Source organism: Pseudomonas canadensis (assembly GCF_030980095.1).
Classification (GTDB): Bacteria; Pseudomonadota; Gammaproteobacteria; order Pseudomonadales; family Pseudomonadaceae; genus Aquipseudomonas; species Aquipseudomonas canadensis.
Map to the genome: position 1 here is coordinate 5,842,344 of NZ_CP133298.1, position 24,294 is coordinate 5,866,637.

22 protein-coding genes and 1 riboswitch are annotated in these 24,294 nt (G+C 60.0%); of the genes, 12 read left to right on the plus strand and 10 right to left on the minus strand.

Features of this window, described 5'->3' with window-relative positions:
• Window positions 1-138 precede the first annotated feature (138 nt).
• Window positions 139-1,374, plus strand: a complete 1,236-nt coding sequence (locus RB216_RS27240; RefSeq protein WP_028618265.1) for a cation:proton antiporter — start codon at window positions 139-141, stop codon at window positions 1,372-1,374.
• Between the two features lie 3 nt (window positions 1,375-1,377).
• Here the strand turns inward: RB216_RS27240 and RB216_RS27245 are convergent, their stop codons facing one another.
• Window positions 1,378-2,259 carry a LysR substrate-binding domain-containing protein gene (locus RB216_RS27245; RefSeq protein ID WP_028618266.1) on the minus strand — a complete coding sequence of 294 codons (882 nt, stop codon included), beginning with the start codon at window positions 2,257-2,259 and terminating at the stop codon, window positions 1,378-1,380.
• Window positions 2,260-2,350: 91 nt separating this feature from the next.
• On the opposite strand from RB216_RS27245, the gene RB216_RS27250 reads away from it, so the two are divergent.
• Window positions 2,351-2,764, plus strand: coding sequence for a VOC family protein (locus RB216_RS27250; protein WP_028618267.1), 414 nt, complete (start codon window positions 2,351-2,353; stop codon window positions 2,762-2,764).
• A gap of 36 nt (window positions 2,765-2,800) precedes the next feature.
• Window positions 2,801-4,090, plus strand: coding sequence for a cation:dicarboxylate symporter family transporter (locus RB216_RS27255; protein ID WP_308908090.1), 1,290 nt, complete (start codon window positions 2,801-2,803; stop codon window positions 4,088-4,090).
• 55 nt (window positions 4,091-4,145) lie between these two features.
• Here RB216_RS27255 and RB216_RS27260 read toward each other — a convergent pair whose 3' ends face one another.
• The 3 genes from RB216_RS27260 to RB216_RS27270 all read right to left on the minus strand — a co-directional run bounded on the left by RB216_RS27260 (window position 4,146) and on the right by RB216_RS27270 (window position 7,543).
• Window positions 4,146-5,036 carry a formate/nitrite transporter family protein gene (locus RB216_RS27260; RefSeq protein ID WP_068937834.1) on the minus strand — a complete coding sequence of 297 codons (891 nt, stop codon included), beginning with the start codon at window positions 5,034-5,036 and terminating at the stop codon, window positions 4,146-4,148.
• A gap of 71 nt (window positions 5,037-5,107) precedes the next feature.
• Window positions 5,108-7,039 carry a patatin-like phospholipase family protein gene (locus tag RB216_RS27265; protein ID WP_308908091.1) on the minus strand — a complete coding sequence of 644 codons (1,932 nt, stop codon included), beginning with the start codon at window positions 7,037-7,039 and terminating at the stop codon, window positions 5,108-5,110.
• Window positions 7,040-7,138: 99 nt separating this feature from the next.
• Window positions 7,139-7,543, minus strand: a complete 405-nt coding sequence (locus tag RB216_RS27270; RefSeq protein ID WP_010207175.1) for an acyl-CoA thioesterase — start codon at window positions 7,541-7,543, stop codon at window positions 7,139-7,141.
• A gap of 198 nt (window positions 7,544-7,741) precedes the next feature.
• Window positions 7,742-7,847: riboswitch (S-adenosyl-L-homocysteine riboswitch) on the plus strand.
• A 21-nt stretch (window positions 7,848-7,868) separates the two neighbouring features.
• Between RB216_RS27270 and ahcY the strand changes: the two genes are divergently transcribed.
• From ahcY to rhlE2, 5 genes are all read left to right on the plus strand, one after another.
• Window positions 7,869-9,278 carry an adenosylhomocysteinase gene (ahcY, locus tag RB216_RS27275; RefSeq protein ID WP_016977735.1) on the plus strand — a complete coding sequence of 470 codons (1,410 nt, stop codon included), beginning with the start codon at window positions 7,869-7,871 and terminating at the stop codon, window positions 9,276-9,278.
• A gap of 167 nt (window positions 9,279-9,445) precedes the next feature.
• Window positions 9,446-10,291: a methylenetetrahydrofolate reductase [NAD(P)H] gene (gene metF / locus RB216_RS27280; RefSeq protein WP_028618271.1), complete on the plus strand. Its 846-nt coding sequence runs from the start codon at window positions 9,446-9,448 to the stop codon at window positions 10,289-10,291.
• A 78-nt stretch (window positions 10,292-10,369) separates the two neighbouring features.
• Complete coding sequence (locus RB216_RS27285) at window positions 10,370-11,452, plus strand: hypothetical protein (RefSeq protein ID WP_308908092.1); 1,083 nt, start codon at window positions 10,370-10,372, stop codon at window positions 11,450-11,452.
• Window positions 11,453-11,515: 63 nt separating this feature from the next.
• On the plus strand, window positions 11,516-12,307 hold the full coding sequence (locus RB216_RS27290; protein WP_028618273.1) for a substrate-binding periplasmic protein: 792 nt from the start codon (window positions 11,516-11,518) through the stop codon (window positions 12,305-12,307).
• Between the two features lie 221 nt (window positions 12,308-12,528).
• Complete coding sequence (gene rhlE2, locus RB216_RS27295) at window positions 12,529-14,412, plus strand: RNA helicase RhlE2 (protein ID WP_028618274.1); 1,884 nt, start codon at window positions 12,529-12,531, stop codon at window positions 14,410-14,412.
• A gap of 159 nt (window positions 14,413-14,571) precedes the next feature.
• On the opposite strand, the gene RB216_RS27300 is transcribed toward rhlE2, so the two are convergent.
• Both RB216_RS27300 and RB216_RS27305 read right to left on the minus strand, forming a co-directional pair.
• Window positions 14,572-15,150, minus strand: coding sequence for a YceI family protein (locus RB216_RS27300; protein WP_028618275.1), 579 nt, complete (start codon window positions 15,148-15,150; stop codon window positions 14,572-14,574).
• Window positions 15,151-15,182: 32 nt separating this feature from the next.
• Complete coding sequence (locus RB216_RS27305) at window positions 15,183-15,734, minus strand: cytochrome b (protein WP_028618276.1); 552 nt, start codon at window positions 15,732-15,734, stop codon at window positions 15,183-15,185.
• A 272-nt stretch (window positions 15,735-16,006) separates the two neighbouring features.
• On the opposite strand from RB216_RS27305, the gene RB216_RS27310 reads away from it, so the two are divergent.
• Window positions 16,007-17,413 (plus strand): adenosylmethionine--8-amino-7-oxononanoate transaminase, encoded by a 1,407-nt coding sequence (locus RB216_RS27310; RefSeq protein WP_122686878.1) that lies wholly within the window; start codon window positions 16,007-16,009, stop codon window positions 17,411-17,413.
• A 128-nt stretch (window positions 17,414-17,541) separates the two neighbouring features.
• Window positions 17,542-18,261, plus strand: a complete 720-nt coding sequence (locus RB216_RS27315) for a 16S rRNA (uracil(1498)-N(3))-methyltransferase (RefSeq protein WP_028618278.1) — start codon at window positions 17,542-17,544, stop codon at window positions 18,259-18,261.
• A 3-nt stretch (window positions 18,262-18,264) separates the two neighbouring features.
• Here RB216_RS27315 and RB216_RS27320 read toward each other — a convergent pair whose 3' ends face one another.
• The 3 genes from RB216_RS27320 to RB216_RS27330 are packed head-to-tail and all read right to left on the minus strand — an operon-like array spanning window position 18,265 to window position 20,786.
• Window positions 18,265-19,167 carry a transporter substrate-binding domain-containing protein gene (locus RB216_RS27320; RefSeq protein ID WP_028618279.1) on the minus strand — a complete coding sequence of 301 codons (903 nt, stop codon included), beginning with the start codon at window positions 19,165-19,167 and terminating at the stop codon, window positions 18,265-18,267.
• A 25-nt stretch (window positions 19,168-19,192) separates the two neighbouring features.
• Window positions 19,193-19,543 carry a RidA family protein gene (locus RB216_RS27325; RefSeq protein ID WP_028618280.1) on the minus strand — a complete coding sequence of 117 codons (351 nt, stop codon included), beginning with the start codon at window positions 19,541-19,543 and terminating at the stop codon, window positions 19,193-19,195.
• 10 nt (window positions 19,544-19,553) lie between these two features.
• The gene (locus RB216_RS27330; RefSeq protein WP_308908903.1) at window positions 19,554-20,786 is read right to left on the minus strand and encodes a D-amino acid dehydrogenase; all 1,233 of its coding nucleotides are present in this window, start codon (window positions 20,784-20,786) and stop codon (window positions 19,554-19,556) included.
• 99 nt (window positions 20,787-20,885) lie between these two features.
• Here RB216_RS27330 and RB216_RS27335 point away from each other — a divergent pair, with 99 nt between their 5' ends.
• Complete coding sequence (locus tag RB216_RS27335) at window positions 20,886-21,788, plus strand: LysR family transcriptional regulator (protein ID WP_028618282.1); 903 nt, start codon at window positions 20,886-20,888, stop codon at window positions 21,786-21,788.
• Here the strand turns inward: RB216_RS27335 and trhA are convergent.
• Complete coding sequence (gene trhA / locus RB216_RS27340; RefSeq protein WP_010207192.1) at window positions 21,783-22,400, minus strand: PAQR family membrane homeostasis protein TrhA; 618 nt, start codon at window positions 22,398-22,400, stop codon at window positions 21,783-21,785. The genes RB216_RS27335 and trhA overlap by 6 nt on opposite strands.
• Before the next feature lie 144 nt (window positions 22,401-22,544).
• Here trhA and RB216_RS27345 point away from each other — a divergent pair, with 144 nt between their 5' ends.
• Window positions 22,545-23,459: a LysR family transcriptional regulator gene (locus RB216_RS27345; protein ID WP_028618283.1), complete on the plus strand. Its 915-nt coding sequence runs from the start codon at window positions 22,545-22,547 to the stop codon at window positions 23,457-23,459.
• Window positions 23,460-24,294 lie beyond the last annotated feature (835 nt).

Genomic DNA, 24,294 nt, shown 5'->3' on the forward strand with positions numbered 1-24,294 from the left:
CAAACCGCACTCACCCGCTATGAGCCCTGGCTCACCCAAAGGTTCTATGGCGTTTTATCCAATGCCTTGCAACATCGCGTCTGTGGCGCGGTCCATCCCCCCAACAACGCACTGCCACCCAACTTCCAAGGACCCCGGATGCTTGAACTTGTCGCCGCCTTTATTTGCCTCACCACCCTGCTCACCTATGTGAACTTCCGCTTTATCGGTCTGCCGCCCACCATCGGTGTGATGGTCACGGCCCTGTTGTTTTCGCTGATCCTGCAAGGCTTGAGCGTTCTCGGTTACCCAGGCCTGGAAGAGCGCATCCAGCAGTTGATCGGCCAGATCGACTTCGGCGATTTGCTGATGAACTGGATGCTGTCGTTCCTGCTGTTCGCCGGCGCCCTGCACGTGAACCTGAACGACCTGCGCAGCTATCGCTGGCCCATCGGCCTGCTGGCGACCTTCGGCGTATTGATCGCGACCGGGGTGATCGGCAGCCTGGCGTATTACATCTTCGCCCTGTTTGGTTGGCATGTGAGCTTCCTTTACTGCCTGCTGTTCGGTGCGCTGATTTCGCCTACCGACCCGATTGCGGTGCTGGGTGTATTGCGTACGGCCAATGCCTCGAAACCGCTGAAAACCACCATCGTCGGCGAATCGCTGTTCAACGATGGCACCGCCGTGGTGGTCTTCACCGTATTGCTGGGTATCGCTCAATTGGGTGAAACGCCCACCCTCGGCGCCACCGCCATGCTATTCGCCCATGAAGCCATCGGCGGCGTGGTGTTCGGCGGGCTGATTGGCTACCTGGTCTACCTGATGATCAAGAGCATCGAGCAGCACCAGATCGAAGTGATGCTGACCCTCGCCCTGGTGATCGGCGGCTCGGCGATGGCCACCGAACTGCATGTCTCGGCACCGATTGCGATGGTGGTCGCCGGCCTGATCATCGGCAACCTGGGCCGCAAGCTGGCGATGAATGACATGACCCGTCGCTACCTCGATGGCTTCTGGGAATTACTCGATGACATGCTCAACGCCCTGCTGTTCGCCCTGATCGGCATGGAACTGCTGCTGTTGCCGTTCAACTGGCTGCATGTATTCGCCGCCAGCCTGCTGGCCGTGGCAATCCTGTTGTCGCGCCTGTTGACGGTGGCCCCGGCGATTCTGTTGCTACGGCGCTGGCGCACCGTGCCGCGCGGCACCATCCGCATCCTCACTTGGGGCGGTTTGCGTGGCGGAGTCTCGGTGGCACTGGCACTGGCTTTGCCGCTGGGTCCGGAACGCGACCTGCTGCTGAGCATCACCTACATTGTGGTGCTGTCGTCGATCCTGTTGCAGGGCTTGACCATTGGTAGAGTCGTAAAACGCGTAGCCGAGCCGCAGTAAGCCTTACACCACACGTTTGTCCATCGACGCTCTGCACAGGTGTTCAAGCAGATGCCGCATCGCCACCGGGCGGCGCGGCGTCGAGCTATGCATGACAACCAAGTCCCGCGCATAGCGCGGCGCGTCGTCGACCGGCAAGACGGATAGGCCATTGCATGACATCCCCGCCCACTGCGGTACCAGTGATACACCCATGCCTTGGGCGACGAGTATGGCAATGGTTTCCAAGGCATCCAACTCGCACAACACCTGTGGATCAAACGACTGGTCCTCCAGATAACGCTGGGCAATCTGCCCACCCCAGGACCGAGCGTCGTAGCGGATCAGTGACTGTTCACGCAGCAATGCTTCCAACGTCCGCGTTCCCCACTCCGTGGGCGCAATCAGAATCAACGGTTCGACCCGCAACAAAGTCGCCGTCAACGCCTTGGGCGGCTGAAACGGTGGTCTGACAAGAATCACCGCGTCCAATTCTTGGGTCAGCAATCGTTCATAGAGGCTTCTGGAATCTCCTGGTGTGATCTTCAGTCTCAGCCTCGGTGCCGACAGCGCCATTCGCTCGATCGCTTCTGGCAAGACGCCGGTCAATGCCGTTGAAATAGCACCAATCTTGATCTCTCCCGATAAACCATCTTGGCTCAGGTCCTCCTGCAACTCGCGCGCCTGCTCAATGACTGCCTGAATCTTTGGTAACAACAGCAGGCACTGGTCCGAGGCACAGGCACCATGCGCCGAGCGCATAAGCAGCGTGCAACCCAGCGTCCGCTCAAGCGCCTTGATCCGTTGGCTGATCGCCGCCGCCGTACGGTTTTCACGTCGTGCGGCCGCAGCAATGGAGCCGGCTTCAATGACGGCGACCAGGCTTCTCAGGAATCGAACATCCATAAGTTTTCCTTTCGCTCAGACCAAGGCGAATCCGTTTTACCCGGATATACGGTCTGTTTAATTTGAGGGCTCCCCCACCCGGAGATCCCCCATGAACAGACCTTTCCACGCTGCATACCATGTTTATGACCTAAACCAGGCGCGCATTTTTTATCGAGATGTTTTGGGCTGCACGGAAGGCCGTAGCAGCGAGACCTGGATCGACTTCGATTTTTTCGGCAACCAGCTTTCACTGCACCTGGGCACGCCCTTTCCCACCACGCGTACCGGCCTGGTAGGTGAGCATCATGTCTTGATGCCGCATCTTGGCGTCGTGCTGCCGCTTGAGGAGTGGACGGTGCTGGCCGAACGTCTCACCCACCTGGGCACGCCCTTCGAAATCCCGCCCGTGATCCGCTTCGCCGGCGAGCCGGGCGAACAACGCACCCTGTTTTTTCTCGACCCCAGTGGCAACCCCATCGAAGTGAAAGGCTTCAAGGACTACGCAGGACTGTTCGCGCAGTAAATCCCTGACAACGACAACAATAAAGGGCTACCCCCCATGACCATCAGAAAACCAACCAGCCTTGTCACCCGCATCATGATCGGCCTGGCGGCCGGGATAATTGTCGGCATCCTGCTCAACCAGTTCCCCGAACATAAGGCCTGGTTCATTGACAATCTGCTGCAACCGGCAGGTGACCTGTTCATCAAGCTGATGAAGATGATCGTCGTGCCTCTGGTCTTCGCCTGCATGACGGTCGGCATTGCCGGCATGGGCAATCCTGCCGCCCTGCGGCGCGTCGGCATAAAGACCTTCGTTTATTTCTTCACGATCACCAGTATTGCAATCGTGTTCGGCCTGGTGGTTGCCAATGTCGTCGAGCCAGGCGCAGGTGCCGAGTTCGCCAGCACGCTGCAGACGCCGGTCACAGGGCTGGTCGCCAACGGCACCACGCAGAACCTGGGCCAAACGTTACTAGCGATCGTGCCGGATAATGTCGTCCTGGCCATGTCGCAGGGCAAGCTGCTCTCGGTGCTGTTTTTCGCCATTCTGTTCGGCTGTGCGCTGTCCATGCTGCCCGAGGAGCGCAAAGCGCCGTTGATCAGTGTGATGCAAGGCGTCTCCGACACCATGTTCAAAGTCACCCACCTAGTCATGCGTTACTCGCCGATTGGAATTTTCGGACTGATCGCGGTCACTGTCGCCAGCTATGGCCTCAATGCCTTGCTGCCATTGGCCAAGCTGATCGGCACGACGTATGTGGCGGTGCTGTTATTTGCATTGTGCGTATTGGGCGCTGTCGCACGGCTGGCGGGCGTGCGCTTTTTCCACTTGGTGCGAGAAATACGCAGTGAGTTGCTACTGGCCTATAGCAGCGCCGCCTCGGCAACGGTAATGCCTCAACTGATCGAGAAGATGGAGCGCTATGGCGCGCCACGCCCTATCACCAGCATGGTTATCCCGCTGGGCTACTCGTTCAACCTGGATGGTGCATCGCTGTTTGCCGCCCTGGGCACATTGTTCATCGCCCAAGCGTATGGCATCGACTTGAGCCTGGCAGATCAGGGCATGCTGATATTGATCATGGTGTTGACTTCGAAGGGTGCAGCGGGCGTACCAGGCTTCATGTTTATCATCCTTACTGCGACCTTGACCACAGCTGGGCTCCCCGTGGAGGGCGTGGCGATCATCGCAGGGGTCTATCGCCTGATGGATATGCCGGTCACAGCTTTGAATGTACTGGGCAACGCGTTGGCCCCCTTGGTGATTGCCCGGTGGGAGGGTCAATTGAAGGCGCCTGACAGTACAACAGCGGTCGAGCCCGCCAGCGCACCGTTCAATGCCTGACGGCTCTATTCCAAACGCCCCGCAAAGCGTGCGCTCGAGCCTTTGCGGGGCGATTTCAGATCTTTTCCTTACGCTGAGGGTGCTGTTTCCCTGCGCCTGGGTGAGTACCAGAAGGCGCCTTGGTTTCGCTGCGAATCTGCGCGTGGCTGATCAACGCAAAGATAAAGCTGCCGCCGATGATATTGCCTGCCAAGGTCGGTCCGGCAAACACCAGCCAGAAGTCCTTCCACGCCAACTCGCCAGCAAACACCAAGTACGACACTTCCGCCGAGCCCACCACGATATGGGTAAAGTCCCCCAGCGCCATCAGGTAGGTAATCAAGATGATGATGAACATCTTGGCGCTTTCCATCGATGGGATCATCCACACCATGGTCGCGATCATCCAGCCGGAGATGATGCCTTTGGCGAACATCTGGCCAGCGTCGTTTTCCATGATCTTGCGCCCGATCTCGAGGAAGGCCTGGTCAGTCCGGGTATCGAAGATCGGCAGGTGCAGCATCACATACGCCACCAGCAGGGTGCCGCACAGGTTGCCGACCAGCACCACTGTCCATAACCGCAACAGTCGCCCGGCGTTGCCCAACGTGGGCTTGCTCATTACCGGCAACACGGCCGTCAGGGTGTTTTCAGTAAACAATTGCTGGCGCGCAAGGATCACCGCCAGGAAGCCTGCGCAGTAACCAAAGCTGGCGATCACCTTGAACGCTTCACCATCCGGCAGCCGCGAGTTCAGCAACCCCATCGCCATCAGCGACAACCCCATGGTCAACCCGGCTGCCAAGGCCGACCACCACAAGGCGGCGACGCTGCGCTCCAACTCCTGGTCGCCCTGGGTGCGAATGATTTCATGCAACACCGCCGCTCGAGGCGGCTGATTCTTGTCGACGTCCTGCTGCTCTTCCTGCGACAGGTTGGGGGTTTTGCCTGATTCGTCAGTGGCCATGATTTTCCGGAGTCCAAAGGGTGCGTGTAGCTACGACACGCCGCCGCGATGGCTGTTCAGTGGCCAGGCAACTAAACCTGCAACCTCCAGGCCTTGGCCATCTCCACGGTGGTTGAACGGAAGGCCTTGTCCCAGGGTTTGTTACGCGCCTTGTAACTGTCAGCGAGGGTGTCGAGTACCCGGTTGAATGCGGCGGGGGTGGTGGCCCATGCCAGGTCCTGAGCCGCACGGTGCAACAGTTCAACATTGGATTTGGGCTGGCCGGGTCGAAACAGCGACGGGTAGATCACCTCCCGCGTAAAGTTTTCAGCTTTTATCGCAATATCACGCACGCTCATCTCAGCGACAGCACTGCCAATGACCTTGGATATCGGCAATGCACCGCCTGCGATCTGCCTCGCCGCCACTTGCAGCAACTGCTGAAAGTTGGGTTGATTGGCGACGTTGAGGCGTCGCGCCAACCAATCAATTTGCTCAGGACGCTGGGCCAGGGCATCGAGATTACGCAGGGACGATAAGATTCTCGGCGTGAGCACCAGCGCGCCCTTTGCCTGGTTAGCCTCGGCAATCGAGGCATCCAGTACTTGCAACGCCTGTTGCGCGGTTTTCCGAAACATCAGCACATCCGAGGCGGCCGGGTCTTTTTGCAGCGCTGGCTGCACGCTGGCAAGCATTGCATCATCCATGGCCAACACCGCATCACTCAGCGACTGGAACGAGTGCTGCTCCAGTGCCGTGGTGCGGCGCTCCAAATGCGCATCTACCACCTGGCGCGCCTTCGCTTGCAGATGTTGCTTCTGCTCATCCTGCATCGTGAAGTTGACCGTGCCCGTGAGCAGCCCTCGAAAATCGCCTTTTTCGGTCTTCAGGGGCAATGTCACGATCTGCTCGGCGAACGCCTCGAGCTTTTTGTCTTGGAAGGCTCCAGCAGCCGTATGCGCAACGCCTGTGATGCGATCTGCCACACTGCCGAGAAAACTGCCAGTGCGCGCTCGCGTATCAGGTGCGTCGGACTCGAACTTGACGATCAGCGACTCAGACTTGGCCAGAGGGCTCTCGGGAAACACCCGATCCACCACCCCTGGAGCCGGGGTATTGAGCAGCAAGCCACCGTCCTTGAACGCGGTGCTTTCAGCTGAAGCCTGAAAACCGTGCCCTTGTTCCACCGGGCTTTTGAACACCAGTGGCAACGAACCGGAAATATGCGCCGCCCGGGCGATGTCCATCTGCGGGGTCAGGCTGGCATTGAACACCACCAACTGAGGACGGCCAGCGAACATGCCGGTGCCGGTGATGTTGAGTTGCTTGATTGCGGGAATGTGTCGGTTCAACACCTCAAGATCGCCAAACGTAGGGCCACTACCGGCACTCAACCTGTCAGCAATGCGCATGACTTCGGCCGAGCGGGTTTCCCGAGGGGTTTGCGCGATATGCCCCAGAATCGACCGGCGCGACTCGTTGCGGACCAGTTCCTCAAGGGGAAATGCCTCACTCTGCAGGCGCGGCAGCAAGGTCATCAACAACTGAGAGGTACTGCCGACGGCGCCGGGCAAGCGCCCCACAAGCTTGCCCAATGTCGAACTGGCTTCCTGCATCCAGGCCGTCACCGCGTCTTTGCTGTTCAGCTGGCTGGGCAAATCTATACCGTCCGACAACCGGTCGAACGCTTCAGCGCCCATGCCACTGGCAATCAAGGCCGCCGAAATCGCACCGGCAGATGAGCCGGAGATCGATTGGATACCTTGCAACTTCTGGGCATCTTCAAGTGCCCGCACCACCCCTGAGAAAGCAATGCCCTTGGCGCCACCCCCACTGAGTACCAAGCTGGTGACAGGGGGTGCCGATAAAAACACGTCTACCCGTCCCCGCTGATCACGCATGAGTGTCACATTGCGCGCGCCAACCCCCTCCACCAGCGGCGCCCCGACCGCTTGATGGGTCGTGGAATACGCCTTTTCAGTCAATGAGGGTTGGGTCTTGGCAATCGAGTTAAACACTTTCATCCACGGGCTCTCTCTACAGGGTGTAGTCCTGAGTGATGAGAGCGCCCGGGAAAGATCCGCGCGGAATGATTTGGTAAAGCAAATCAGGCCGCTGCTGGTTTACTCGGGAAGGCTATCGTCCTTGAATTGGTCCTTCACATACCTGATCTCGGTGCGACCGTGGGGCGCCGGCAAACCGTCTTCGCCCAGGTTGACGAAGACCATCTTCTCTACTGTGAGGATGCTTTTGCGGGTGATTTTGTTGCGCACTTCACAGGTCAGGGTGATGGAAGTGCGACCAAATTCGGTAGCCGTAATGCCCAGTTCGATGATGTCGCCCTGGCGCGAGGCGCTGACGAAGTTGATTTCGGAAATGTACTTGGTCACCACGCGCTGGTTGCCCAGTTGGACAATGGCATAGATCGCGGCTTCTTCGTCGATCCAGCGCAGCAGGCTGCCGCCGAACAGAGTGCCGTTGGGGTTGAGGTCTTCGGGTTTTACCCATTTGCGGGTGTGGAAGTTCATGGTCACTCCAAAGCGTCTTGCCGAATGATGGGCAACATCATGGCAGAGCCTGGGCCCAAGCTCTATGCGCCATTGCCTATCAACCCCATCAGCGATCTTCATATGGCCGACGGAAAGGCTTGGGAAGTCTGACGCACACAGCTATAATCGGCGCCGTTTCAAAACGGTCATCTCTAGTTGATACCGTTCTCCCGCCACCTGTCCGAGGGGCGCTGCAGCAGGTTCAACCTGTCAGGCTCGGATGGGGCGTTGTCCGGCCTGGTTAGCCAGTTGGATACTAAACGCACAACGGCGCCCATTCGCACACTACGAATGGAGGCTCTTCATGAGCGCAGTAAACACGCCTGCAGATTTCAACGACTACAAAGTCGCCGACATGTCCCTCGCCGCCTGGGGCCGTCGCGAAACCTTTATCGCCGAATCCGAAATGCCTGCCCTGATGGGTCTGCGCCGCAAGTACGCGGCTGAGCAGCCGCTCAAAGGCGCGAAGATCCTCGGCTGCATCCACATGACCATCCAGACTGCCGTGCTGATCGAAACCCTGGTTGCCCTGGGTGCCGAAGTACGTTGGTCGTCTTGCAACATCTTCTCGACTCAAGACCAGGCCGCTGCCGCTATCGCTGCTGCCGGTATCGCCGTATTCGCCTGGAAAGGCGAGACCGAAGAAGAGTACGAGTGGTGCCTGGAGCAAACCATCCTCAAGGATGGCGCGCCTTGGGATGCCAACATGATCCTCGACGACGGCGGTGACCTGACCGAGCTGCTGCACAAGAAGTATCCGCAGATCCTGGACCGCGTCCACGGTGTAACCGAAGAAACCACCACCGGCGTACACCGTCTGCTGGACATGCTGGCCAAGGGCGAGCTGAAAATCCCGGCCATCAACGTCAACGACTCGGTGACCAAGAGCAAGAACGACAACAAGTACGGCTGCCGTCACAGCCTGAACGATGCCATCAAGCGCGGCACCGACCACCTGCTGTCGGGCAAGCAAGCCCTGGTGATCGGCTACGGTGACGTGGGCAAGGGTTCGTCCCAGTCCCTGCGTCAGGAAGGCATGATCGTTAAAGTCTCCGAAGTTGACCCGATCTGCGCCATGCAAGCGTGCATGGACGGTTTCGAAGTGGTTTCGCCGTTCATCAACGGCCAGAACGACGGCACCGAAGCGAGCATCGACAAGGCGCTGCTGGGCAAGATCGACCTGATCGTGACCACCACCGGCAACGTGAATGTTTGCGACGCAAACATGCTCAAAGCTCTGAAGAAGCGTGCTGTTGTCTGCAACATCGGCCACTTCGACAACGAAATCGACACCGCTTTCATGCGCAAGAACTGGGCATGGGAAGAAGTGAAGCCACAGGTACACAAGGTTCACCGTACCGGCGCAGGTGATTTCGACCCGCAGAACGATGACTACCTGATCCTGCTGGCTGAAGGCCGCCTGGTTAACCTGGGCAACGCCACTGGCCACCCAAGCCGCATCATGGACGGCTCGTTCGCCAACCAGGTACTGGCGCAGATCTTCCTGTTCGGCCAGAAATACGCCGACCTGTCGCCTGCCCAGAAGGCCGAGCGCCTGACCGTGGAAGTACTGCCGAAGAAACTCGACGAAGAAGTGGCCCTGGAAATGGTACGTGGCTTCGGCGGCGTAGTGACTCAACTGACCAAGACCCAGGCCGACTACATCGGCGTGACCGTTGAAGGTCCGTTCAAGCCGCACGCTTATCGTTACTAAGTAACCGGCTCTCTCCCTGTCGGAGCGGGCTTGTGTGGGAGCGGGCTTGCTCGCGAATACGGAGTGTCAGTCGAAGCAATCATGACTGACCCACCGCATTCGCGAGCAAGCCCGCTCCCACATTGACGGTGTAAGCCTTCCAGTTTTGAGTTTCCAAGGATACGACCATGTCCCAAGATCGTCGCTACAGCTTCGAGTTCTTCCCGACCAAGACCGATGCTGGGCATGAAAAACTGATGGCCACGGCCACCCAGTTGGCCAGCTACAACCCCGACTTCTTTTCCTGCACCTACGGCGCCGGCGGCTCGACCCGTGACCGCACGATCAACACCGTGTTGCAGCTGGAAAGCCAAGTCAAAGTTCCCGCCGCTCCGCACTTGTCGTGCGTGGGCGACAGCAAGGACGACCTGCGCGGCCTGCTGACGCAATATAAGGCCGCCGGCATCAAGCGCATCGTCGCCCTGCGCGGCGACCTGCCGTCCGGTATGGGTATGGCCAGCGGTGAGCTGCGCCACGCCAATGACCTGGTGAGCTTCATCCGTGAAGAAACCGGCGACCACTTCCATATCGAAGTGGCGGCGTACCCGGAGATGCACCCCCAGGCACATAGTTTCGAAGACGATCTGCAGAATTTCGTGCGCAAGGCCAACGCCGGCGCCGACAGTGCGATCACCCAGTACTTCTTCAACGCCGACAGCTACTTCTACTTCGTCGAGCGTGTGCGGGCGATGGGCGTGAACATCCCGATCGTGCCGGGCATCATGCCGATCACCAACTACAGCAAGCTGGCGCGCTTCTCCGACGCCTGCGGTGCAGAGATCCCACGTTGGGTGCGCAAACAACTGGAAGCCTATGGCGACGACGTCAAGAGCATCCAGGCGTTTGGCGAGCAGGTCATCAGCACTATGTGTGAAGATTTGTTGCAAGGTGGCGCGCCAGGGTTGCACTTCTATACCCTGAACCAGGCTGAACCCAGCCTTGCCATCTGGAACAACCTCAAGCTGCCACGCTGAAGTTTGTCCGACTGTGCCAAGGCCTTCGTCTCTACGAGGGCCTTCGCCGTTTTACGTGCCCACGGAACCCAGCAGTCCATGAATACAGTGCCCACGACTTCCCGCCCACAACTGGTCTACCTGGTCTTCGGCTCCGAGACCTACCACCAGGAAGCGGTGTTCAGCATCGCCAGTGCGCTGGCCTTCCTGCGGGACACCCCGGACGCCGCCGTGGATATCCAGGTATTCAGCGACAACCCCGAGCCCTATCGCCTTTTACCCGTGCGCGTACGCCCGCTGGACGAAGCCACGCGCAAGCGCTGGAGCGAGCCCCACGGCTATCACTTCCGCACCAAGCATGTGGTGTTGCGCCAAGTGCTGGAAGAGTCCCCGGTGGCCATGCTGATCGACACCGACACCTTCTTCCATCATTCACCCATGGACCTGTTTGAGCGCGTGCAGCCTGGCACCCTGTTGTGCAACGCCTTCTACACCAAGTACGGCGATAACCACGAAAGTATCCTTTACACCGCCTTGCACCAGCGTCTGTTGGATATGGGTGTGGCCGACGATGACATGATGACCCTCAATTCCGGGGTCATGGGCCTGACGCAACAGGACGCGCACATCCTTGATCGCTCCATCGAGCTGATGGACGAACTGTTTCCCCATGCCCAAGGCGCCTACACCCTCGAAGAGTTCTGCCTGTCGATCGCGGCCTATCGCACGGTCAACGTGCGCGAATGCCCGGACCTGATCCATCATTACTGGAGTCGCAAGCAACTGTTCCGCGCCAAGGTCAAGGCCTGGATCGCCAAGCATGCGTCAGCCCCGACCAGCGCATTGGCACTGGCCGACACTCGCCAGGTCTCCTCACACCTGCCACGCCCTCCCCGCCTGCAACGCCTGCTGTACAAGCTGATCACGCTGGTATTGCCCAAACACCAGCAGCAGTTCATCCGCGAAATTCTCTATGGTTGCTACGAGCACGAGAACGAATTCGACCAAGCCTGTGGCCCGGTTTGGTGGGACAAAGCCCGACAGAACCTGGAAGAACGCCAGAAACGCCCGCTGGAAGCCCACCAGTTGGAACACTGGTTCGCCAACCCCGTGGTGCGCCTGATTCTCGGCGAACGCCGCGCGGCGATCTATGAGCATTTGATGAGGTCGCCGACCCAATAGCCCCGCCTGCGGATGCGCGTGCCAGAGCTTCTCTTTAGGGCAGGAGCATCGTAACCTCAGGGCATGCCCGTCATTCTCAAGTTGTTGACCGCCGCCCTCTTTACTTGCCTGAGCCTGGCCGCTTATGGCGAGAAACTGCGTATTGTGACCGAGCCCTGGGCGCCTTATGTGTACGACGACAAAGGCACCATGCGCGGCCTGGACTACGAAGCCACCGTCATCGTATTCCAGCGCCTGGGCATTGAGGTGCAATGGCAGTTCCTGCCCTGGAAGCGCTGCCTGGCCATGCTCGACCAAGGGAATGCCGACGGGGCGCTGGATATTTTCCACAGCCATGAGCGCGACGCATTGCTGCTGTACCCCAGCGAACCGCTGTCGGAGGTGGAGTTCGTGCTGTTCTACGCCAATGAGCGCCCCCACCCCGTTCAAAGCCTCGAAGATCTGCGCGGCCTTACTGTCGGTACGTCGCCGGGGTATCTGTACGGCGCAGCATTCAGCGATTCCACCCTGTTCAACCGCGAGCCTGCCCCCAGTCATGAGGCCAACTTCGGCAAATTGATGCTCGGGCGCATCGACATGGTGATCACGGACCGCCGGGTGGGCCAGCATGTGATCAAGGCGCTGGGCCTGGAAGGCAAGGTCAGCCAGGCTCCCGTGGTGGTCAGCCGCCAGCAGCAGTTCCTCGCGGTGCGCCGTGGCGCGGGCATGGACCTGTTGGTACAGCGCTTTGCCGCCGAGCTCAAACGCTTCAAACAAGAACCAGCCTATAGCGTCTTGAGCGCCAAATATGGTGGAATCCAAGCGATTACGGGGTCTGGACACACCGTTGAGCAGCAGGAAAGCAGCGCGCCGTGATTGCTCTGTTATACTCCGGCCTTTCCGCCAGGCTCACGCCCGGCCGCTGAGGTCTTGAAAAAGGCACCCAACCCCGCTACAGCGCAGCTTTCAGCCCGCGCGAGCCGGTGGAGTGCCCGCCAGACGCAGCAGGACCGGACGGGATTTCGCTCCCCTAAGCGTCATTCACGCCCGGCAAGATTATCCCTTTGGGCCAAGCCCTAACTAAAACAGGATTACTCATGTCCTTTGCTTCCCTCGGTCTCTCCGAGGCTTTAGTCCGCGCCATCGAGGCAGCGGGCTATACCGAGCCTACTCCGGTGCAACAGCGGGCCATTCCCGCCGTGTTGCAAGGTCGCGACCTGATGGTTGCGGCTCAGACAGGTACTGGTAAAACCGGCGGCTTCGCCCTCCCGATTCTGGAGCGGTTGTTTCCCAATGGTCACCCGGACAAATCCCAGCGTCACGGCCCGCGCCAACCGCGCGTACTGGTCCTGACCCCCACCCGCGAACTCGCAGCCCAAGTGCACGACAGCTTCAAGCTGTATGCCCGCGATTTGAAGTTCGTCAGCGCCTGCATCTTCGGCGGCGTCGGCATGAACCCACAGGTTCAGGCCATGTCCCGCGGCGTGGACGTGCTGGTCGCGTGCCCGGGTCGTTTGCTCGACCTGTGCGGCCAAGGCAGCGTCGACCTGTCCCACGTGGAAATCCTCGTGCTGGACGAAGCCGACCGGATGCTCGACATGGGCTTTGTCCATGACGTGAAAAAAGTCCTCGCCCGCCTGCCGGCCAAACGCCAGAACCTGCTGTTCTCGGCCACGTTCTCCCAGGACATCACTGCCCTGGCCGGCAAGCTGCTGCACAACCCGGAGCGCATCGAAGTCACGCCGCCGAACACCACGGTCGAGCGCATCGAGCAACGCGTCTTCCGCCTGCCAGCCAGCCACAAGCGTGCGCTGCTGGCCCACCTGATCACCGCCGGTGCGTGGGAACAGGTGTTGGTCTTCACCCGTACCAAGCACGGCGCCAACCGCCTGGCCGAGTACCTGGACAAGCACGGCCTCACCGCCGTCGCCATCCACGGCAACAAGAGCCAGAACGCGCGCACCAAGGCCCTGGCTGACTTCAAGGCCGGCTCTGTGCGCATCTTGGTTGCCACCGATATCGCCGCCCGCGGCCTGGATATCGACCAACTGCCGCACGTGGTCAACTTCGAGCTGCCGAACGTCGATGAAGATTACGTGCACCGTATCGGCCGCACCGGCCGTGCCGGTCGTTCGGGTGAAGCCATCTCCCTGGTTGCGCCGGACGAAGAAAAACTGCTGAAAAGCATCGAGCGCATGACCAAGCAGAAAATCGCCGACGGCGACCTGATGGGCTTCGATGCCAGCGCCGTTGAGGCTGAGAAGCCTGAAGCGCGCGAACGTCCGGACGTGCGCAACCCGCGCAACCCACGCGGTCCGAAGGGCGATGGCCCGAACGGCGGCGGTGGTGGCGGCGGTCGTCGCGACAAAGGCAAAGACAAAGGCAAGGAAAAATCCGCCTCCAGCGGCCGTGGCGAACGCCCAGCCCGTGAGCAGAAACCCCGTGAAGGCACCCCGGCCCGCGAACAGCGCCAGCCGAGCCAGCCACCTCGCGCTGCTGCCGACCGCGCTCCGGACGAGTTCCTCGACGACGATGTGGATAACTTCGGTAACCGCGTTGACTACGTGCCACAGGCCAAACCGGCCCAAGGCCGTGGCCGTCGTCCAGGTGCCCCGGCACAGGGTGCAGGCGCAGGCGCTCCACGTGGCGGCCAGCCACAAGGCGGTCGCCAGAACGGCCCGCGCAACAGCAGCGGCGGCACCACCGGTACGCCGCCTGCCAAGCGCAACGGCCCGCGTAACGGTGCACCCCGTGACGGCCAGGCTCGCCGCGAAGACTCGCGCAGCAACAACCGCCGCCCAGCCCGTGACGACCAGCCTCGCTCCTCCGAACCGGCCGTGCAGAACCCACGCGGTGGCCCGGCGCCAAAGATCATCCACAAGGAGTCGAAGGCTGACCGCTTCCCGACACCCGAGCAGTTGGATCAACTGCCAGGCCGCCCTCGTGGTGAAAAACCAGCGTTGCTGACGCGCAACCGCTAGTTTCAAAACGCCAAAAAAAATGCCTCGCATCGAAAGATGCGGGGCATTTTTTTAGCGCTTTGAAACTGTAGGAGCCGGCTTGCCGGCGATAGCGGTCATTGGGTCACTGCAAACCTCAAGGGCCTCATCGCCGGCAAGCCGGCTCCTACGTACGAAGCATTACTTCGTCTTCACACCTTCCAGCGAGATGTCCAGATCCACGGTCTGCGAGGACGGGCCTGGGCCTTTGATGCCGAAGTCGTTCAGGTTGACAGTAGTCTTGGCGTTGAAGCCGGCGCGCTCGCCGCCCCACGGGTCTTTGCCCTCACCGTTGAAGGTGGCCTTGAAGGTCACCGGCTTGGTCACGCCGTGGAAGGTCAGGTCGCCGGTCACGTCAGCGGTTTTGTCGCCGGTGGACTTGACTGCGGTGGAGACGAACTTGGCATCAGCGAACTTGGCAACGTCCAGGAAGTCTTTGCTGGCGATGTGCTTGTCACGCTCGGCGTGGTTGGACCACAGGCTGGCGGTTTTCACGTCGACCGCGATTTTGCTGGCCTCAGGCTTGGCGGCATCCCAGCTAAAGGTGCCATCCCAATCCTTGAAGGTGCCGTGGATGAAGCTGTAGCCCAGGTGGCTGATTTTCCAGTCGATGAAGGCGTGCTGGCCTTCTTTATCGATCTTGTAGTCAGCAGCCATCACCTGACCTGCAGACAGCAGGGCGGTACCGATTGCCAGCGCAGCGAGTGTCTTTTTCAACATGCTTTCTATTCCTTGTGAGTCGAGGTTGAACATCAGGCTTTGCGCCCCAGCATACGAACCAGGGTCGCATCACGATCGATAAAGTGGTGTTTCAACGCAGCCACGCCGTGCAAGCCGGCGAAGACCACCAACACCCAAGCGAGGTACAGATGCACCAGGCCGGCGTTATCTGCCTGGTCCGGTAGTCCGGAAACCACAGCAGGAATCTCAAACAGGCCAAACACCGGGATACCGACACCGTCTGCGGTGGAAATCAGGTAACCGGCGATCATCACGGCAAACAACCCGAGATAAAGGAACCCGTGGCCGAAGGCAGCGCCGATACGGGTCATGCGGCTGTAGCTGGCCAGCGGTGGCGGCGGCGGGCTCACCAGGCGCCAGACAATACGCACCAGCATGATGGCGAACAGCGTGATGCCAATGCTCTTGTGCAAGTCCGGCGCGTCTTTGCGCCAGGCGCTGTAATAGTCAAGACCGACCATCCACAGGCCCAGGGCGAACAAGCCAAACACCACCAGGGCCACGCCCCAGTGCAAAACCATGCTGACCCAACCATAGCGGGCCGGTGAATTGCGTAACTGCATGTACTTAATCCCGTAGTAGTGCGCCCAAGACTAGCGATTTACCTATCGAATTAAAGCGGAAAATTTCGCTTTGAAATATCGAGAAATACGATCTTGAGGGTATGAAGCGTAAATTAACATCGGATTAAGGACTATCCAGAAGAAACGTGACAGACCGTCCTGCCTTTACCGTCAATTCATAGGTAATGGCTTGTGACACAGCCATGCATTGCATAGGCTTGCGCGATTGTTTTACCTGCGCCCGCCGCAGGACCGCTTCGAGGAGATCACCGATGGGCTTGAACAACCAGTGGATGCAACGCGACCTTGCGGTGCTGTGGCATCCCTGCACCCAGATGAAAGACCACCAGCAACTGCCGCTGATCCCGATCAAACGCGGTGAAGGCGTGTGGCTGGAAGACTTCGAAGGCAAGCGCTACCTCGATGCCGTCAGTTCCTGGTGGGTCAACGTGTTTGGCCACGCCAACCCGCGCATCAACCAACGCATCAAGGACCAGGTCGACCAACTGGAACATGTGATCCTCGCCGGTTTCAGCCACCAGCCGGTGATCGAGCTGTCCGAGCGCCTGGTGCAAATGACGCCTGAAGGCCTGACCCGCTGCTTCTATGCCGACAACGGCTCGTCCTGCATCGAAGTAGCGTTGAAGATGAGCTTCCACTATTGGCTCAACCGCGGCCTGCCAAATAAAAAGCGCTTCGTCACCCTGACCAACAGCTACCACGGCGAAACCATCGCCGCGATGTCGGTGGGCGACGTGCCGCTGTTCACCGAGACCTACAAGGCGCTGCTGCTCGACACGATCAAAGTGCCAAGCCCCGATTGCTACCTGCGCCCCGAAGGCGTGAGCTGGGAAGACCACTCGCGCACGATGGCCCAGGTGATGGAACAGACCCTCGCCGAGCACCACGACACCGTCGCCGCCGTGATCATCGAACCGCTGATCCAGGGTGCCGGCGGCATGCGCATGTATCACCCGGTGTATCTCAAATTGCTGCGCGAAGCCTGCGATCGCTACGGCGTGCACTTGATACACGACGAAATCGCCGTAGGCTTCGGTCGCACCGGCAGCATGTTCGCCTGTGAGCAGGCCGGCATCCGCCCGGACTTCCTGTGCCTGTCCAAGGCCCTCACCGGCGGTTACCTGCCGTTGGCCGCCGTAGTCACCACCGATGACGTGTACGACGCGTTCTACGACGACTACCCGACCCTGCGCGCCTTCCTGCACTCCCACAGCTACACCGGCAACCCGCTGGCGTGTGCGGCAGCATTGGCGACCCTGGATATCTTCGAAGAAGACAACGTCATCGAGAACAACAAGGCCCTGGCCCAGCGCATGGCCACCGCCACCGCGCACCTAGTGGACCATCCGCACGTGTCGGAAGTGCGCCAGACCGGCATGGTGCTGGCCATCGAGATGGTGCAGGACAAGGCCACCAAGACCGCCTACCCCTGGCAGGAACGCCGTGGCCTGAAGGTGTTCGAGCACGCCTTGGAACGCGGCGCACTGTTGCGGCCTCTGGGCAGCGTCGTGTACTTCTTGCCGCCCTATGTGATTACGCCGGAGCAGATCGACTTCCTTGCTGAAGTGGCCAGCGAAGGCATCGATATCGCCACCAATAGCAAAGTCAGCGTCGCCGTTCCAGACAATTTCCACCCCGATTTCCGCGACCCAGGCTAGCCCCCTTTGTGGGAGCCGGCTTGCCGGCGATGAGGCCTTTACGCCTTGCAGCGAGCTTACAGCCGCCATCGCCGGCAAGCCGGCTCCTACAGGAATTTGTCATCGCTCCCATTTTCCAGAGAACAGAAATGAGACTGTCCCGTTTTTTCACCGACACCCCGCTGAGCATTGGCGATCACGAACTGCCGGAAGCCCAGGCGCACTACATCAGTCGTGTACTGCGCATGGGCGAAGGTGACGCCGTGCAATTGTTCGACGGCTCCGGCCAGGAGTTCCGGGGCAGCTTGCTGGAGGTCGGCAAGAAACGCGTTAGCGTGCAACTCACTGAAAGCTTCGCCGGCCAGACCGAGTCGCCGCTGCATATCCACCTCGGCCAAGGCCTGTCCCGTGGCGAGCGCATGGATTGGGCGATTCAGAAAGCCACCGAACTGGGCGTCAACGCCATCACGCCGATTTTCAGCGAGCGCTGCGAAGTGCGCCTCAAGGACGAACGCGCCGACAAACGCCTGCTGCACTGGCGCCAGGTGGCGATCAGCGCCTGCGAGCAATGCGGGCGCTCCACGGTGCCGGTGATTCACCCACCGCTGCTGCTGGCGGACTGGTTGAAACAGACCGAAGCGGACTTGAAGCTGGTGCTGCACCCGGTGGCCGAGCCGATGGTCAGTCACGCCAAGCCTTCCAGCCTGGCCTTTCTGATCGGCCCTGAAGGTGGGCTGACCGATAATGAAGTCGACAGCGCCCAAGCCGCCGGCTACCACGCCGCCCGCCTCGGCCCGCGGGTGTTGCGTACCGAGACGGCGCCGGTGGTGGCGTTGGCAGTCGCCCAACAATTGTGGGGCGACTTCTAGGGTTTATTCCACCGGGTCACTGACCGGCTTGGCAATGATCGCCTTCAACTCGCTGGTCATCGGGAATTCCAGGTTCAGGCCCTTGGGCGGAATCGGCTGTTCAAACCAGCGCTGGTAAATCCCGTTGATCTCGCCACTGCGGTACAGGTCGGCGAGTGTTTCGTTGACCACCGCCAGAAACTGCGGGTCGTCCTTGCGCACCATGCAACTGTAGATTTCCCGCGATTGCTCCTCGCCCACCACGACCCAGTTGTGTGGGTCCTTGGCCTTGGCGCGCTCGCCGTAGAGCAACGCGTCGTCCATGTAGAACGCCACAGCGCGGCCGGTTTCGAGCATCTTGAACGCTTCGCCGTGGTCCTTGGCGCTGATCACGAACATGTTGGTCTTGTGCTCGGCGTTGTAACTCTTGAGGAAGCGCTCGTTGGTGGTGCCCGCGGTGGTCACCACGTTCTTGCCCGCCAGGTCGGGAAAGCCTTTGATGCCGCTGTCCTTGGCCGTGAGCAATTGCCCCTTCACGTAGATAAACCCGTAGGAAAACGCCACCTGCTTCTGCCGCTCGGCGGTCACGCCGGTGGAGCCGCATTCCAGGTCGACGGTGCCATTTTGCACCAAGGGGATACGGGTCTGCGACGTCACCAGGTTGTACTTCACATTGAGCTTCGCCACCCCGGTTTTCTGCTGGATGCGCTCGACGATCTTGTTCGCCAGCTCCACCGAATAGCCCATGGGCTTGCCACTGTGATCCCCCACGTAGGAAAACGGCACCGACGCATCGCGATAGCCCAAGGTTATGGACTTGGCGCTGGCGATCTTGCCCAGCGTGCCGTCCAGCGGCACTTGATTCGCATGGGCCTGCGCGCCCAGCAAAAGCCCCAGGGTGCAGCCGGTCAACAGGATCTTTTTCATTGTTATTCTCCGTTGGTCTTTGAAGTTATTGACGTACTGCGATCACACTGATTTCCACCAGCACACTCGGTCGCGCCAGTTCTGCTTGCAAGGTGGTGCGCGTCGGCGCCATGCCGGGCGACAGCCAGGCTGACCACTCGTCGTTCATCGGCGCAAAACCTGCACCGATGTCTTTCAGGTAAATCGTCGCGTTGAGCAGGTGATCCTTGTCGCTGCCCGCCTGGGCCAACAGCGCATCGATCTTGGCCAGCACTTCGCGGGTCTGCGTGGCCACATCCTGGCCATCGCCGGGCACTTGGCCCGAGAGAAACACCAGGTCCTTGAAAATGGCCGCGCCACTCAGGCGTTCATTGCTGCTGATTCGGGTGATGGTCATCGGTGCATCCTCATGCAGCGCGGGGCGCAAGGCCCTGCATATCAATGGAAGGGGCGCGCTGGCTGATCAGCTCGGCCAGCAGTTGGCCGCTACCGCAGGCCAGGGTAAAACCGAGAGCGCCGTGGCCAAGGTTCAGCCACAGGTTGCGGCAAGTGCTGGCGCCAATCAGCGGTACGCCAGTCGGGGTGGCCGGACGCATACCGGCCCACTCCACCGCATGGGTGTAATCGCCCGCCAGTGGAAAGGTCTCCAGAGCCTGACGTTTCATCAATGCAAGGCGCTTGGGTTCAAGGCGGGCGTCGAAGCCGACGATATCCACCATGGCCGCGACCCGCAGTTGCTCACCAATACGCGCGTAGACGATCTTGCGGTCGTAATCGGTGATGCTCACATTCGGCGCCTGATGTTGCATGCCAATCGGCACGCTGAGGCTGTAGCCCTTGAGCGGGTACAGCGGCAACGGCACCCCCAACTCGGCGCTGCGATACCCGGCCGCCAGCACCAGATGCTCGACCGGCATGACCTCATCGCCCAACTCGATGGCCTGCACCACTCCGCCAGCCTGACGAATGCCGGTGACCTTGCGACCCAGCAAAAAGCGGCATCGTCCCGACGCTTCCAATCGCGCCGCCAACTGCTGGCAGAACGCATGACAATCACCGACCTCCTCATTGGGCGTGTAGATCCCGCCGACAAAACCACCGCCCGCCAGCGCGGGTTCCAGGCTTGCGCAATCGGCGCCCGAAAGCACTTGCTGTTGCAGGATATCGGCGACCTTGCTGCGCGCCTGGCCAAAAGAGCCGGCATTGCGGAAGGTCACCAGCTTGCCGTTGCGCCGCCAATCGAAGCCATCCAGGTGATCTTCGTCACGCCACTGTTGCAAGGTGTCCTGGCTCAGGGATGCCAGGCGCAGCAGGTGCGCGGCATTGCGTTTGTTCACCGAGCCACGGCAGGCACCGAGAAACGCCGCCATCCAGCGCCACTGTTGCGGGTCGAGACGCGGGCGCAGCTTCAAGGGAGAGTCACCTCGCAACAACCAACCAATGGCTTGCAGCGGCACACCGGCATCGGCCAGTGGCGCGACGTAGCGATAAGACAGCTGCCCACCGTTGGCAAAGCTGGTCTCGCTGCCCAGGGTCTGGCGCGCATCGATCACCGTCACCTCATGACCTGCACGCACCAACGCATAGGCGCTGGCCAGACCAATCACTCCACCCCCGATGATGCACACCATTGCCGCCACCCGCCGTTGAATCAAGAGGCCTCAAGCCTAGGGGCAGGTGACAGGTCGCCGACAATGAATAAAGATGGCGCACCTATAAACAAAGGTTATGGACTTGCCATGCGCTTGCGTCATATCGAAATCTTCCAGGCCATCCGCCAAACCGGCTCCGTCAGCGCCGCCGCGCAGTTGCTGCACGTGTCGCAACCGGCAGTGACCAAGGTGTTGCAACACGCTGAATTGCAGCTGGGCTTCCCCCTGTTCCTGCGGGTACGCGGCAAATTGCAGCCCACCCCGGAAGCCCTGGCGCTGGAAAGCGAAGTGGAGAAAGTCACCGAAAGCCTGCAAGGGGTGCGGCGCCTGGCCAAGAGTCTGCGCCGTGCGCCAGGCCAGAGCGTACGCATTGGCGCGATCCCGGCGCTGGCCCTCTCGTTGCTGCCACCGGCGATTCTGGAATGGAAGCGCGACTATCCGGAGATGGCCTGCGAGCTGTCCAGCGACCACAGCCGCGAGTTGGTGCAAAAGCTGCTGATGCGTGAAATCGACCTGGCGCTGACGCTCAACTTCTCCGGGCATCCGGGTTTGACCACGCAGGTGCTGGCCAACGGTGTGCTGGTGGCGCTGGCATCCAAAGGCTATTGGTCCGACGCCGAGCTGAGCCAGCCGCTACCCCTGGCGGACCTGGCAGGCACCGCATTGATTGGTCTTTCCAGCGCCGATCCGCTGGCGGCGAAACTCGACAGCTACCTGGAAAACGTCGACCCACCGCCGCGGGTGACAATCTCCGTACAAACCTACTCCCTGGCCCGCGCCATGGTGGAGTCCGGCGCCGGCCTGACGGTGATCGACCCCTTTACTGCCCTCGGTGCCTCGACAGCCACCACGTGCATCCGCACACTCACGCCGCCGCTGCCGATTACCCTATACGCCCTCACCCGCGCCGATGAACCACCGCCGCACATGCTGGCCAATCTGCTGCAGATTTTTGGCCACCGAGCCCGTGAGCTTCTGGAGCGTTTATAGGACGTAATGCATGATCGCCACGAAGTGCAGCAAACTCCCACCGATCACAAACAAATGCCAGATCCCATGGGAATGCCGCAGACGGTCCTCCAGGGCAAAGAAGATGATGCCAACGGTGTACAACACCCCGCCCGAGGCCAACCAGATAAACCCCGCCGTGCCCAAGGCGGCGAGTAGCGGCTTGACCGCCACCAGCACGATCCAGCCCATCACCGCGTAAATCACGATCGACAGGATGCGCGCCTCGGAGCGCGGCTTGATCTCCTGCAGGATGCCAATCACCGCCAGCCCCCACACGATGCCAAACAGCGTCCAGCCCCACGGCCCTCTCAAGGTCACCAGGCAGAAAGGCGTGTAACTGCCGGCGATCAGCAGGTAGATCGAAAAGTGATCAACCTTTTGCATGATCTCTTTTCGACGCCCACGCACGCTGTGGTACACCGTGGACGCGCTGTACAGCACCATCAGCGTAAAGCCGTAAATCGCCACGCTGACGATCTTCCAGGGGCTGCCGTCCAGGCTTGCCACTACCAACATCCATACGGCGCCAATACACGCCGCGACTGCACCGAGCAAATGGCTCCAAGCGTTGAATCGTTCCCCGTGGTACATGTGCCGCTGACCTCCTGTAACCGTTAAGGGCTGATGGGCAAGCGTCCAGCCTTGCGCATAAGAGTGCAAGTGGCGTGTGACGTTCCGGGGACGGCGCGCGGTTTTGCGGGCACAATCGAGGGTATTCGAACAAGAGCCACGGCCATGCTGATCGACGAAGAATTCACCCTCAAAAAGCTCGAGATCTTCCTGGCGTTCATGCGCACCGGCAACCTGGCCCGCGCTGCCGCCGAGCTGCAAACCAGCAACGTCAGCGTGCACCGCGCCATCCATTCCCTGGAAAATGCCCTGCGCTGCCCGCTGTTCAAGCACGAAGGGCGCAACCTCACGCCGCTGGAAAGCGCCTACGTCTTGGAAGAACGCGCACAGAAGCTGGTGGCCGATGTGGTCGACAGCGTACGCCTCACCCGCGAAGCGGCCGGCTTCTCGGCCGAACGCTTCAAGCTCGGCTCACTGTACTCGCTGACGGTGAAGACCGTGCCGCAGCTGATCATGGGCCTGAAGATCCGCCGCAGCGAACTCAATATCGACCTGATCCTGGGCTCCAACTTCGACCTGCTCTACAAGCTCAAGAACATGGAAGTGGACGCGATCCTCATCTCCCTCGACGAGCACGCCAACGACCCGGACTGCGAACAGATTGCCTTGTTCTCCGACGACATCTTCCTCGCCACCCCGGCGGATTCACCGTTCGACCGCGATCAACAGATCGACCTGGCGGATGTGCGCGACGCAACCTTCATCACCCTCACCCAAGGCTTCGCCACACACCAGGATGGCAATCGCGTGTTCAAGCAGGCGGGGTTCGAGCCGAAGGTGGCGATGCAGGTCAATGACATCTTCACGCTGTTGAGCATGGTCAGTTCAGGCGTGGGTTATGCGCTGTTGCCGGGCAGGATCGCGGCGGTGTATGAAAACCGTGTGAAGTTGATACCGCTGCAACCCCTGTACCGGTTGCAGCAGCATATTGGCGTGGTGTTCCTGAAGGCCAAGGAGCGTGATCCGAACTTGCTGGCGTTGTTGGCGGAGTGTCGGATGTATGCCAATCGGCAGGGTTAGAGCATTTTCGATAACGCTACTTAGCAGACCTGACACAGGTGCGTCGACACAGGTTAAACTCTGAGGACTCCCCACAAATCTACTCCAAGCTCTTCGTCTGATAATGCACCTCATCGCGCAGGGCTTTCTCCAATATTTCCAAGCATTCTCGACCACCAAAATCTGTGCAACTACGCCAATAGTCCAAGCCTAGCCGCCACAATGAAAGTACCCGTTTCGCCTTGAACCTGTTGATTTGATAGCGCGGCTCCAAGCCACTCTCCCAAGCCTAGAACCTGGTTAAAAATATGAGATTTGGCTAGCGCAGCAATTAACAAGCACACATCTATGCGCTTTTGTGCATTTGCTTCGATGCAGACTAAAACCCAACTTCAAGTGCTCACTTTTCACATTTCGGAAGCCTTCTATGATCTGCACGAGCAGCTTATAAAGCTCGACTTTTTTGCTGGACTCCACTCACTTTGTGTCAGATTGCTTGCCAGCAAACACAGCTCTCGCTCACATCTGGCGGATTACCGCCTGAGTTTGCTTTTAGCAATTGATCCCGTGACTCGTTGAGGTTTACGGCCCTTGGCAGAGTGTCGTACGCAGTACAAATCGATGGTGCGGGGATAGGCCTGACTTGGCATGAAGCGCCCGAATACAGTCAGTGTGAGACGACGGCCATGCAGTAACGATCTGACACAACTCATCAGCATCGTCAGACGACGAGAATGGATCGAGGGCGGCGTTTGAGCGAGCGCTCTGTATAAAAATCGGATGATCTGCACGATTCGGAATCTTAGTTGTGTGTGGTGAAAACCAAGGTACCGATGCATACAAACCTCTTCAACAT

Excerpts from the sequence above, each read along its gene's own strand:
- RB216_RS27240 (WP_028618265.1), top strand. The coding sequence starts at position 139 with ATGCTTGAACTTGTCGCCGCCTTTATTTGCCTCACCACCCTGCTCACC.
- RB216_RS27245 (WP_028618266.1), bottom strand. The coding sequence starts at position 2,259 with ATGGATGTTCGATTCCTGAGAAGCCTGGTCGCCGTCATTGAAGCCGGC.
- RB216_RS27250 (WP_028618267.1), top strand. The coding sequence starts at position 2,351 with ATGAACAGACCTTTCCACGCTGCATACCATGTTTATGACCTAAACCAG.
- RB216_RS27255 (WP_308908090.1), top strand. The coding sequence starts at position 2,801 with ATGACCATCAGAAAACCAACCAGCCTTGTCACCCGCATCATGATCGGC.
- RB216_RS27260 (WP_068937834.1), bottom strand. The coding sequence starts at position 5,036 with ATGGCCACTGACGAATCAGGCAAAACCCCCAACCTGTCGCAGGAAGAG.
- RB216_RS27265 (WP_308908091.1), bottom strand. The coding sequence starts at position 7,039 with ATGAAAGTGTTTAACTCGATTGCCAAGACCCAACCCTCATTGACTGAA.
- RB216_RS27270 (WP_010207175.1), bottom strand. The coding sequence starts at position 7,543 with ATGAACTTCCACACCCGCAAATGGGTAAAACCCGAAGACCTCAACCCC.
- ahcY (WP_016977735.1), top strand. The coding sequence starts at position 7,869 with ATGAGCGCAGTAAACACGCCTGCAGATTTCAACGACTACAAAGTCGCC.
- metF (WP_028618271.1), top strand. The coding sequence starts at position 9,446 with ATGTCCCAAGATCGTCGCTACAGCTTCGAGTTCTTCCCGACCAAGACC.
- RB216_RS27285 (WP_308908092.1), top strand. The coding sequence starts at position 10,370 with ATGAATACAGTGCCCACGACTTCCCGCCCACAACTGGTCTACCTGGTC.
- RB216_RS27290 (WP_028618273.1), top strand. The coding sequence starts at position 11,516 with ATGCCCGTCATTCTCAAGTTGTTGACCGCCGCCCTCTTTACTTGCCTG.
- rhlE2 (WP_028618274.1), top strand. The coding sequence starts at position 12,529 with ATGTCCTTTGCTTCCCTCGGTCTCTCCGAGGCTTTAGTCCGCGCCATC.
- RB216_RS27300 (WP_028618275.1), bottom strand. The coding sequence starts at position 15,150 with ATGTTGAAAAAGACACTCGCTGCGCTGGCAATCGGTACCGCCCTGCTG.
- RB216_RS27305 (WP_028618276.1), bottom strand. The coding sequence starts at position 15,734 with ATGCAGTTACGCAATTCACCGGCCCGCTATGGTTGGGTCAGCATGGTT.
- RB216_RS27310 (WP_122686878.1), top strand. The coding sequence starts at position 16,007 with ATGGGCTTGAACAACCAGTGGATGCAACGCGACCTTGCGGTGCTGTGG.
- RB216_RS27315 (WP_028618278.1), top strand. The coding sequence starts at position 17,542 with ATGAGACTGTCCCGTTTTTTCACCGACACCCCGCTGAGCATTGGCGAT.
- RB216_RS27320 (WP_028618279.1), bottom strand. The coding sequence starts at position 19,167 with ATGAAAAAGATCCTGTTGACCGGCTGCACCCTGGGGCTTTTGCTGGGC.
- RB216_RS27325 (WP_028618280.1), bottom strand. The coding sequence starts at position 19,543 with ATGACCATCACCCGAATCAGCAGCAATGAACGCCTGAGTGGCGCGGCC.
- RB216_RS27335 (WP_028618282.1), top strand. The coding sequence starts at position 20,886 with ATGCGCTTGCGTCATATCGAAATCTTCCAGGCCATCCGCCAAACCGGC.
- trhA (WP_010207192.1), bottom strand. The coding sequence starts at position 22,400 with ATGTACCACGGGGAACGATTCAACGCTTGGAGCCATTTGCTCGGTGCA.
- RB216_RS27345 (WP_028618283.1), top strand. The coding sequence starts at position 22,545 with ATGCTGATCGACGAAGAATTCACCCTCAAAAAGCTCGAGATCTTCCTG.